The sequence below is a fragment of the Paenibacillus nuruki genome, from assembly GCF_001721045.1.
Classification (GTDB): Bacteria; Bacillota; Bacilli; order Paenibacillales; family Paenibacillaceae; genus Saccharibacillus; species Saccharibacillus nuruki.
The window spans coordinates 128,308-140,110 of the sequence record NZ_MDER01000002.1; the positions used below are offsets into that span (position 1 = coordinate 128,308).

Annotated in this window: 7 protein-coding genes and 1 tRNA gene; all 8 read right to left on the reverse strand. The window is 38.9% G+C overall.

The genetic code is table 11. The features are described 5' to 3' along the window. Positions 1 to 98: 98 nt before the first annotated feature. The 8 genes from glmS to PTI45_RS01080 all read right to left on the reverse strand — a co-directional run bounded on the left by glmS (position 99) and on the right by PTI45_RS01080 (position 11,728). The gene (glmS, locus tag PTI45_RS01040) at positions 99 to 1,931 is read right to left on the reverse strand and encodes a glutamine--fructose-6-phosphate transaminase (isomerizing) (RefSeq protein ID WP_069325692.1); all 1,833 of its coding nucleotides are present in this window, start codon (positions 1,929 to 1,931) and stop codon (positions 99 to 101) included. 774 nt (positions 1,932 to 2,705) lie between these two features. Further along, entirely contained in the window at positions 2,706 to 4,049 is a 1,344-nt protein-coding gene (gene glmM / locus PTI45_RS01050; protein ID WP_069325694.1) for a phosphoglucosamine mutase, read from the reverse strand. Positions 4,050 to 4,220: 171 nt separating this feature from the next. Next, entirely contained in the window at positions 4,221 to 5,819 is a 1,599-nt protein-coding gene (locus PTI45_RS01055) for a CdaR family protein (protein ID WP_069325695.1), read from the reverse strand. Beyond that, on the reverse strand, positions 5,819 to 6,643 hold the full coding sequence (gene cdaA, locus PTI45_RS01060; RefSeq protein ID WP_069325696.1) for a diadenylate cyclase CdaA: 825 nt from the start codon (positions 6,641 to 6,643) through the stop codon (positions 5,819 to 5,821). The genes PTI45_RS01055 and cdaA overlap by 1 nt, the downstream gene beginning before the upstream one ends. Before the next feature lie 306 nt (positions 6,644 to 6,949). Further along, positions 6,950 to 7,561 carry a zf-HC2 domain-containing protein gene (locus PTI45_RS01065; protein WP_069325708.1) on the reverse strand — a complete coding sequence of 204 codons (612 nt, stop codon included), beginning with the start codon at positions 7,559 to 7,561 and terminating at the stop codon, positions 6,950 to 6,952. Between the two features lie 125 nt (positions 7,562 to 7,686). Beyond that, the gene (gene sigW / locus PTI45_RS01070; protein WP_069325697.1) at positions 7,687 to 8,256 is read right to left on the reverse strand and encodes an RNA polymerase sigma factor SigW; all 570 of its coding nucleotides are present in this window, start codon (positions 8,254 to 8,256) and stop codon (positions 7,687 to 7,689) included. Positions 8,257 to 8,479: 223 nt separating this feature from the next. Beyond that, on the reverse strand, positions 8,480 to 11,275 hold the full coding sequence (gene ppc, locus PTI45_RS01075; RefSeq protein ID WP_069325698.1) for a phosphoenolpyruvate carboxylase: 2,796 nt from the start codon (positions 11,273 to 11,275) through the stop codon (positions 8,480 to 8,482). Between the two features lie 379 nt (positions 11,276 to 11,654). Continuing rightward, positions 11,655 to 11,728 (reverse strand) — tRNA-Gly (locus tag PTI45_RS01080). Positions 11,729 to 11,803: the final 75 nt, after the last annotated feature.

The window sequence follows — 11,803 nt, forward strand, 5'->3', positions numbered from 1 at the left end:
AGCCGAGTCTCTATCAGGAATGAACCTGGATAGTGCTCGGCTTTTTGTATGGTTAAATCTTATTTTGTAGAAAATTAAGCTTTAATCACTCGGAAATACTATTCTACCGTTACACTTTTCGCAAGGTTACGTGGTTTGTCCACATCATGCTCAAGTGCTAGTGAAGCGTAATAAGCTAACAACTGCAATACAACTACAGACAATGCTGGAGTCAATAATGGCAATGTTCTTGGAATCGATAATACTTTATCTACCGATTTCATTAGCTCTTCACGACGTTCTTCATAACTCACAACCATTACTTCTGCACCGCGGGCTTTCACTTCTTTGATGTTGCTTAGTGTTTTCTCAAGCACATCTTCTTGTGTAGCTAGCGCAATTACAGGAATACCTTCTTCAATCAAAGCAAGTGTACCATGCTTCAATTCGCCTGCTGCATAAGCTTCTGAGTGGATATAAGAAATCTCTTTTAATTTCAGAGAACCTTCTTGTACTACCGCATAATCCACACCACGTCCGATAAAGAACAAATGTTTATGTTGAGCGATATGCTCTGCATATTCTTTGATGATCGGCGCTTGTGTTAATACTTGCTCTACTTGCTCAGGCAATGAATCCATTGCTGCAAGAATATGAGCGATTTCTTCAGTAGTTTTCGTTCCACGAATTTCAGCCATATATAGACCCAATAGGTAGAAAGCAATCAATTGAGACGTGTACGCTTTAGTAGAAGCTACAGCAATCTCTGGACCTGCTAATGTAGCAATAACATCATTGGCATCACGAGCAATCGAACTACCCACGACATTCGTTACAGCAATAACATGAGCACCATTTGCTTGTGCTTCACGTAGAGCTGCTAATGTATCTGCTGTTTCACCGGATTGACTCACTACAATCACTAAAGTGTCTTTAGCAATGATTGGTGAACGGTAACGATATTCAGAAGCTACATCTGTTTCTACAGGAATCTTAGCTAGGTTTTCAATAATATTACGTCCTACAAGACCTGCATGATACGCTGTACCACAAGCAACGATCTGGATATTACGAATATTTTTAATTTGTTCTTTAGTTAATTTCAAGTCTGTGAAATGAACACCTTTACCATCTTCGTTGATACGACCAAGCATTGTATCACGATAAGCTTTAGGTTGCTCATAAATTTCTTTTAACATGAAATGATCGAATCCGCCTTTTTCTGCGGTTACTGCATCCCAATCGACATGGAATATTTCCCGAGAAATAAAGTTTCCTTCAATCGTCATCAATTCTACTGCATCTTCAGTCAATACAGCCATTTCGCCATCTTCCAAAATGTACACATCACGTGTATATTTCAAGATTGCAGGAATATCGGAACCAATAAAGTTCTCGCCTTTACCTACGCCGATAACAAGCGGACTTGCTTGACGTACAGCGACTAATTTATTTGGCTCATATTCTGTTAATACGCCAAGTGCAAAAGCACCACGCATAAATGTTACTGCTTTTTGTACAGCTTTAACGATATCTCCGTCATATTCACGAGCCACAAGGTGAGCGATAACTTCTGTATCTGTTTCCGATACAAATACAACACCAGAAGAGATCAATTCATCTTTAAGCTCCAAATAGTTTTCAATAATTCCGTTATGCACAACAGAGAATTTGCTTGTTCCATCTGTATGTGGGTGAGAGTTAAGGTCAGATGGTTTACCATGAGTTGCCCAGCGTGTATGTCCAATCCCTGCATTACCTACCAAAGGATGATCTTCTAATTTTGCTTCCAGGTTCGTCATGCGACCCAAAGCTTTAACCACTTGCAATCCTTTACTTGTAAAAACAGAAATCCCCGCTGAATCATAACCACGATATTCTAACTTGCGAAGTCCATCCACCAAAATAGCTTGCGTATCTTTATTCCCAATATATCCAACAATACCACACATCGTTGTATTCCTCCGTTCGAATGTTCGTCTAATGACGTGAATTGCACATCAGAACAAGAGTCAGGGATATACAGATCATGACATTAGAATAGGTATGCACTGTGTTTTATCTCTGAACCATATTTAGTTTGGAGTCCTAGGATTGATCACTTAATCAATCATTTAGCTTTCAATGTACATTCTATGTGATGCTGTTATCCTGCTCATGCTCTATGCACATTAGTAATTTTTTTGAAAATAGTCGTTCTATCTTATGCTGATCATTCAGCTTTGTGTGTATACATATGCACCAAACAGAATCTTTGTCGCAGAGATCACTCTCTACTTTTAAATTCTGCTTCACGGTTTGATGCGTCACCGGGAGGCCCCCGCCGAACATTCGAACACCTCCACCTCGTCAGCTTGATCTAATTTCTCCGTAGCGATCAAGCTCTGGCGCTTAGTGAATCTTTATGCCTACCTCTATCCTCACTTTCTATATTTGAGTACGTTAGATTTCATTTACATTACAGTTACATTACATTTGGTAACTTGTACATTATATCTATTAATCTTTTATAAAACAATGATAAAAATCTGACAAAATACTCACAAATCAATTTCAGTCATTCTACCCAGCTATTTTTTCACAGCCAAGCCTCTTACTATTTAACCTTATTCCTTGATCTGACGCATTATCTTCTATAAAAAAGGTCACTAGAATCGATCTACTGAACAGCATATATCTGCCCGTAACATCGTCATCTAGTAACCTTCTATTCAAATATAAATGATTTATACGACTAATTCTTTTTTAACTACATCTACAATTTGATCTACATATTGCTCTAATTCATTTTTGTTTGGACCTTCAGCCATAACACGAATAAGAGATTCTGTTCCTGATGGACGAACCAATACACGACCATTATCACCCAATTGATCTTCGACTGATTTAACAGCAGCTGCAATAGCAGTATTGCCTTCATAACGTGCTTTGCTTTCTACACGTACATTTACCAGTACTTGCGGATATTTATCCATCATTGATTTGAGTTCGCTCAATGATTTGCCAGAGCCTACTAATGTATCTACTAATTGTACTGCTGTTAAGATTCCATCACCTGTTGTAATATAGTCGAGGAAAATCACATGACCGGATTGTTCGCCACCTAGCGTATATCCTCCACGTTTCATTTCTTCCATCACATAGCGATCGCCTACAGCTGTAATCTTCGTTTCCAAAGAAAGAGCTTTAGTCGCTTTGAAGAAACCGATATTACTCATCACAGTGGATACAATCATGCTATCTTTCAATTTACCTGCACGATTCATCGCATCTCCGCAGATACAAAGGATATAGTCACCATCGACTTCTTCCCCTTTATCATCAATCGCAATAAGACGATCTGCATCTCCATCAAAAGCAAGACCGATATGTGCGCCATGACGAAGAACTTCTTCTTTTAACTTTTCAGGATGAGTAGATCCACAGTGATCATTTATATTCAGACCATTAGGTTCTGCTGCAATCGTAATGACTTCTGCGCCCAACTCTTTGAAGAAAGTAGGTGCCAATTCGTAAGCTGCTCCATTTGCACAGTCCATTACAATTTTCATCCCTGCAAAAGAATGAGTGATTGTAGATTTCAAATGCTCCAAGTATTTGAATTTGGATGTATCGTCATTAATAATTGTTCCAAGTTCTGCTCCGACCGGACGTGGCAATGTATCTTCTTTATCATCCATCAAAGCTTCGATTTCAAGTTCAGTTTCGTCGGTTAATTTAAAGCCGTCTCCACCGAAAAATTTAATTCCGTTATCTTCTACCGGATTATGCGAAGCTGAAATCATTACACCTGCATCGGCTTTCAGTAGACGCGTAATATAAGCTACTGCTGGTGTACTCACTACACCTAAGCGGATGATATGTGCACCGATTGATAATAATCCAGCAACCAATGCAGATTCCAGCATCAGACCAGAAATACGAGTGTCCATCCCGATGACTACTGTCGGTTTCTCTGCTCCATGAGTAAGTACATACCCTCCACAGCGTCCGATCTGGTAAGCCATCTCTGCTGTTAATTCTTTGTTAGCAACGCCTCGTACACCGTCTGTTCCGAAATATTTACCCATTATTTATTGTGCTCCTTATTATTGTTCAAATTATAATTTCTATGATTGTAGCAACTTCGTTTACGATATTGTAGAAAATACATCTTATAGGACAGGATACAACCCAATAGACAATCTTATCCTTTATACGCTGACCCCATCATAAAGTCAATACTATACGTCATCTATAACTTATCGGTACGTACTGGGAAAAACAGCTTTTGTATTGGTAGCCGCCTCTGATGTTGTACCATTACTATTACTATTGTTATTACTGTTATCAGGAGGAATCGTTGTTGTCCCACCATTCTCTGCTCCGGCAGATCCGTTGCTTTCAGGATTCTGTTCAGGTGTGGTTCCTTCTGGAATGGTAGGCGTTTCTTCTGAAGGAATTGTCGTTTCCGGGTTACTTGTATCCGGTGTTGTCGTTCCACTTGTACCCGTACCTGAATCAGTCCCACTACCTGTACCATCGGTAGTATCTGTTCCTGAATTATCCGTATCCGCCGGATCCTTTGGCGTTGTGGTATCTGTTTTTTCGCTAATCGTCACTGTAACTGTAGGTGCGCTAGCTGGATCGGATAGAGCAATCGTATCTGGCAAAATCACTTGTACAGGAATTTTATACGTGCCTGGCTTTCTGCCACTAATATTAGCCGACACTTCAATATCAGCTGGTTTTAAAGCTTCTAGCGCTTCAGGTGTACCTTTAACATTGAGTGTCACCTGCTGATTAGCTGGATCTGTAATCACATTGGTATAGTTCTCACTAGCCCCTTTAAAGATCACTGGAATATTAGCAATATCTTTTTGTGAGAAAGCTTCCGCAGTAATTTTCACTTGAACTGTAGACGGCGCTATTCGATCAGCACCCTCAGGAATATCTAACTTCACTGTGAGATTTGTTGTCCCTGCTTCTTTGATCGATCCTAAATCTACTGTGGCTGTAATCGAATCTCCTAACGCCGCTAGCGATTTCTCTGATCCATATACAGTCACTTCGTTCACACTTGCTTCTGTATTGGCTAATATCAGGCTCTTAGGAAGTTCACCGGTATAACTAAGATTGAGCGGTAAAGTCTTCACAGACGTCCCTATAGGCACTTCTACTTTGACACTGGCTGGTGAGACGACAGCATCTTTGATCACAGATCCATCTTTGGCATAGACCACTAGAGATACAGTTTTGGAGACGGTATCCGTTGCTCCCTCAATATTGACCACACCTTGAACTTTTTGTACATCTTCAAGTCTGCTTTGAGGTAGTGTAACCGTCACTTTGTCTGTTCCATCTGTAATCACAGGATTGCCTGCTTGATTACCTGTAGCCGGTTCTCCTTGAGTTACAATTTCCGGTTCAAAAGCATTGGATGTTTTTTCTTCTATCGTGACTTTAACTGTACTTGGACTCATGGATACATACTGTACGCTGGCTGGTAGTTCAGGAATTAAAGGTAATGTCACTGTCCCTGCTTGAGTAACTTGACTGAGATCTACCTTCACTTTGTAGCTCTCTGATGAGAAATATGAAGTCAGATCAGACTGCTGTCCTCTTACCTGAATACTCACCCGTGTCGGATCAAGCGACTTGAGTACATATTTATCTTCATCAAATCCATACGCTTGAACCTGTACATTATCAATCACATTGGTTCCCATCGCTGAAGAAACGGAGGTTGTACGAATTGAAGCGGCTCCTCCATCCAGATGGACCATAACCCACAGTAGTATACTTACAACCAGAGCCAATACTTTAGCAACTGTGTTGTTATTGATCCATTTATCCATCATTACTGCTCCCCTCCTTTACGTTTCCAGAACGGGCTTTTTTTCTCTTTTGTGGTTACTTTTGGTTTCAATGCATCATGCAATTTAGAGATCAATGATTCTTCATGGATATCACGAATAACTTGTCCATTCATAGCCAGTGATACTTGACCTGTTTCTTCCGATACAATCAGAGATACGCCATCGCCAACTTCACTAATTCCTATAGCTGCACGATGCCTTGTTCCTAGTTCCTTGCTTATAAATGGATTCTCAGACAATGGTAAATAACAAGCAGCTGCTGAAATTTGTTGACCTTGTATAATAACAGCTCCATCATGCAGAGGGGTATTTGGAATAAAAATATTAATAAGCAGTTCTGAACTCACCATCGACTGCATTTTGATTCCCGATTCCGTATACTCATTCAGACCTGTTGTACGTTCAAATACAATAAGAGCTCCTATTTTGCGTCTGGATAGATAATGAACTGCTTTGATCACTTCGTTGACCATCTTGGTGATCTCTTCATCATCCGCTAACGTTCGACCAAAAATTTTACCTCGGCCTAATTGCTCTAGTCCACGTCGCAGTTCAGGTTGAAAAATAATAAAGATCGCTAGTACTCCAAACGTAAACGCCTGATTCATTAACCATTTCAATGTATACAAATCAAACCAACTACTAATTGCCCAGATAAATACAAGCACCAAAATACCTTTCAGTAATTGTACAGCTCGTGTACCACGAACCAATAGAATTAACTGATAAATAATATAAGTGACGATTAAAATATCAATGATATCTTTGATCGAATCTTTCCAGGTTAAGCTCGTAAAATAATCCATACTGAAACCCCCGTCATGTTCTATCTAGTGGACCCTTAATCTATTATTTTCCTCATGACTGTATATACAGAAAGTAGGTTTTGTATAAAAGATTACCCAAACCTGCCACCAAATGCGCAATAAATCTATTTTTATGAATTATTTGTACTGATCCTAACTATTGTTTAACAAAATACTACTATATCTAGGGTATAACGATACTTCTATCGTTGCAACCTACTATTTTCTTATTGTACACGTTTTATAAGCACACACGCAAAAAGACGCCTTCTTTAAAAGAGGCGCCTTTCAGGCAATAATCACAAATCAAGGAGAGGCGACTTCAGAAAATACATTTGCGATTTTGTACCAAACCCAATCTACTGATTGATTAATACTTTGAACTTGTCCAGAAATATGCGCTGTACTGGCTTGGAAGATACCACCATCAATCACAGTAACATTTCCTTCTACATCGCCATAAATCTTAGCCTGTCCTTTTTCTATCGTTAAATTACCAGCGATCGTGCGACCTTCCGGTACAATTACAGAATTTCCTTCAATAACCACTTGATCCAAATCTGTGCCTTTGACAATCATTTCCGGGCCTTCATTCCATAATGGAAGTGTTCCGAGCAAAATAATAAAGAAAGCTGCCGCTGCTGTTAATGCAGGATGTCGTTTTAGCCAAGTCCACCAAACATGTGTCTGTTTAGACTTGGGTAAAGACTGCATGATTCGAGCAGTGAGCTCATCAGATACTGGCGGCTTGCGGTGATTTACGGCGAAAAGAAGCATATCTGTTTGTTCTAACTGTTTAAATGCTACACGGCATTCCGAACACTCAGCCAGATGTTGCTTCAATTCATCTGTTTCTTCATCCAGTAAGTCGCCGTCTAAATATTCGTGCATCAGTGAGACGGCCAGTTTGCAATCCATATGAGCCAATCCTTTCTGTTCAAATACTTTTTCAACACGTATAACCAAAAGGAAGCTGTTGAAACAGCTTCTACCTTCTTAAATACGAATTGTATTTCAATGGGTTTCACAATTTCTAATTTAATTTATAGTTTGGGTTCTAATTTTTTACGTAAAAATTCTCGACCACGGTGAACACGTGTTTTGATCGTCGTTACAGGCATATCCATAACTTCACTAATTTCTTGTAACGACAACTCTTGTAAATACCTCAATACCATAACGGTCTTATATTTATCAGGCAAAGAATCAATCGCTTGATGAATCAATTGTTGCGTTTCTGACAGTAAATATTCACTTTCAGGTGTTCGTTCATCACCAGGTAAAAGAGCATATCCATCTGTTCCATCTTGATCATTTAATTCTGCATCTAAGGAATAACTAGGTTTACGCTTACGTAACCGATCTATACACAGATTAGTCCCTATTCGGTAAATCCATGTAGAAAACTTCTGTTTCTGATCATATCGATCTAAGTTTTTATACACCCGTAAAAAGGTTTCTTGCACAACATCTTCTGCTTCATGACGGTTACTTAGCATCCGATAGCCCAAATGAAAAATTTTATCTTTGTATAATTCAACGATTTCGGCAAAAGCACGCTGATCTCCTTTAAGCGCTAGTTTAACCAATCTCGTTTCTATATTATCCACCATCACTCCCCCAGACTTCGTACCCTATATGTATGTGTAGCAATAGATTTATTTTACAATCCACTACAAATCGTAATTCAATCAAGCCAAAATTGCAATCGTAATCCTGCGAATTTTAAACTTTCAGACAAAAAAAAGCCGGAATATATCATTATTTGTAGCCATAATGTATATTCCGACTATTCTAAGACTTATTTTACGATTCAACTAAAGATATGATGTAACATCAACCCGTATTACGAAGTCCTGCTGCAATACCATTGATAGTTAACAATACTTCGCGTAGCAATTCCGGATTATCTTCATCTTGCTCACGAAGTTCACGTAGCTCATTGAGCAATTGTACTTGAAGATAACTGAGTGGATCTACATAAGGATTACGTAAACGCACCGATTCCTGAATAACAGGTACATTATCCAAAATATCTTGTTGATGAGTAATTTTAAGAACAAGATCACGAGTACGATTGAACTCTTCTTGAATCAATCCAAAAATACGTTCACGTTGCTCTTCATCTTTATACATGCCTGCATACTCTTTAGCTATAATCAGATCCGCTTTAGCAATAGCCATTTGTAGCGTATCCACTAATGTAGTAAAGAATGGGAACTCTTTATACATTTCTTGAAGGACAGCCATATTTTCTTCTTTATCTTGATAGAAGTGTTGAATACCTGTTCCAGCTGCATACCATGCAGGCAACAAGTAACGACTTTGCGTCCAAGCGAATACCCATGGAATCGCACGCAAATCTTCAAATCGATCACTATTTTTACGTTTAGAAGGACGAGAACCAATATTAAGTTCGCCTACTTCAGGTAGTGGTGTAGAACCTTTGAAGAAACTCATAAAGGATTCATCACGGAAAATAAGATCTTGATACTTATGGAGTGACACTTCCGAGATGTCTTCCATGATTTGTTCCCACTTCTTATTGTTCTCCCCTTCAGGTTCTCCTACTTTAGCAATAATAGCTGAAGTGATCAGAGCTGAGGTAGCTTGCTCTAGACTACGATAAGCAATACCTTGTAAAGAATAACGAGAAGAAATCACTTCACCTTGTTCTGTGATTTTGATACCGCCACCTACAGTATGAGGAGGTTGTGCCAAAATACTACGGTTTAGAGACATGCCTCCACGTCCCAAAGCGCCTCCACGTCCATGGAAAAATTTAAGCTTGATATCATACTCTGCACCCATCGCTGTAATCTCATTCAAAGCTAGACGTAGTTCCCAGTTCGCTGTCACTACTCCGCCGTCTTTATTACTATCCGAGTAACCAAGCATAATCTCTTGCAAATTATTCATAGCTGCAACCGATTGACGGTAAGCTGGTAAATTTAATACTTGACGCATAATTTGTGGTGCTGCATGTAAATCATCAATCGTTTCAAATAAAGGCACTGCTTGAAGTGTAGAATGAACCGTACCATCAGGATCTTGACGGAACAGACCGACTTCTTTAGCAAAAATCATCACTTCAAGAATATCACTAGCACCTTGCGTCATACTGATCAAGTAACTAGAGATACAGTTTGTACCAAATTCTTTTTGTGCTTTGAAAATAGTACGGTATACAGCTAGACACTCTTCAGTGCTTTCACTGTAATTTAGGTATGTTGATGTCAAAGGACGAGGATCTGTTAGCAACTTACCAAGAAGTTCAATCTTTTCCTCTTCACTAAGCTTAGAGTAGTCCTCTACAATTTTCATACTCGCTAATATTTCAGTCAGTGCATTCTCATGTTCTTGACTATGCTGACGAATATCTAACGTCGCTGTATGAAAACCAAACAGTTCTACCTGACGAATCAACTTTTTCACATATGTATTCGCCACATAATCTGCATAATGATGACGCAAGCTTTGATCAATCACTCGCAAATCTTCTAAAAGTTCACCCATATGACTATAACTTTCGGCTGTCCCTTTTTTAGACTCATCTAATATATTATTTAATTTACGCAACATATAAGCGATTTTAATACGATAAGGTTCATTTTCATTATTCCAGCTGAACTTCTTATCAATCGTTACATGGAGACGATCTTTTTGAATAGAAGATAACAATTCTTCAGATACATCAATAATAGTTGTACTGAAACTTAATGATTTCATCAAGTCTGTCAAAATACGTTGATATTCCCGAATCGCAAGGCGGCGCTGCATCTGTAATGTTTTCCAAGTCACATCTGCTGTAACAGAAGGATTACCATCACGATCTCCACCAATCCAAGAACCAAAACGTAAAAAGCTAGGTACATGCCATTCATGCTCTGGATAGTACTTACTCAAAGAGCGTTCTAATTCCTGATACAACTCTGGCAATACATCAAATAAAGTTTCATGGAAATAATACATCCCATTACGCACTTCATCCAATACAGTTGGCTTACGATCACGTAATTCATCGGTTTGCCATAATGTAATCACTTCGTTCAATAACTTTTCACGTAATTGCTCGCGCTCACGGAAAGTCAGTGTAGGATTGTCTAAAAGAGTAACGTCTTCTGAAATACGTTTGTGGATATCCAAAATGGCACGACGCATCGCTTCTGTAGGATGAGCTGTCATCACCAATTCCAACGAAAGGTCAGCCAAAATAGCCTCTACTTCGTCTGCAGTAAAGTTTTGTTCTTTTAATTCTTGAACAGCACTTTCCATAGAACCAGGTTGAATCGTTTCTCCAGCAGAACGCTCATAGTCACGTTTACGACGAATACGGTGGTTCTGTTCTGCAATATTCACCAATTGGAAGTAAATCGCAAAAGCGCGTACCACTTGGTGTCGATTATCAGAATCCAGATTTTTGATAAGTGTTTTGAATTCCTCAAAAACCTCAGGTAAAGCTACTGCACGCAATGATTTACTTAGCTCACGAATTTTTTCAACAATATCCAAAAGTTCCTGTCCGCCTTGATGGACAAGCACCTCACCTAGAATATTCCCCAAAAAACGTACATCTCGCCGCAGCAAGTTGTTAGAATGATTTTTACTAGCATTCACTGTCAACTCAGACATGCTCTTCCTCCTATCTTTCACCGGTGTCAATTCCTCTATATGTTAACATCTTCTTAACATCATACAACAAAGCTACACTGATTACTTTAATTAATTTTGAACTTATGAATGATTATGCAAACTTTTAACCAATCAATCACAATGAAAATTGACACCTGCCCTAAAAGCATTTTGTCAACTATCGTATTCGTTATTTTACATCAATAGAGAGAATATATCTCTTCTTTTAACATAGTATTTCCGTCGACAAACGAATAAATTAAAGTGAAAAAAGTACAAAATTTATAAAACAGGATCTACATGATTCCATAGCTATGATAAGTTTTTTTATACTTATATATAGCAAAAAAAGACCGTTTCCGGTCTTTGAATTAAAAAATGGAGCGGGTGATGGGAATCGAACCCACGCTATCAGCTTGGAAGGCTGAAGTTCTACCATTGAACTACACCCGCAAAACGATCGGGATGACACGATTTGAACATGCGACCCCCTGGACCCAAACCAGGTGCTCTACCAAGCTGAGCTAC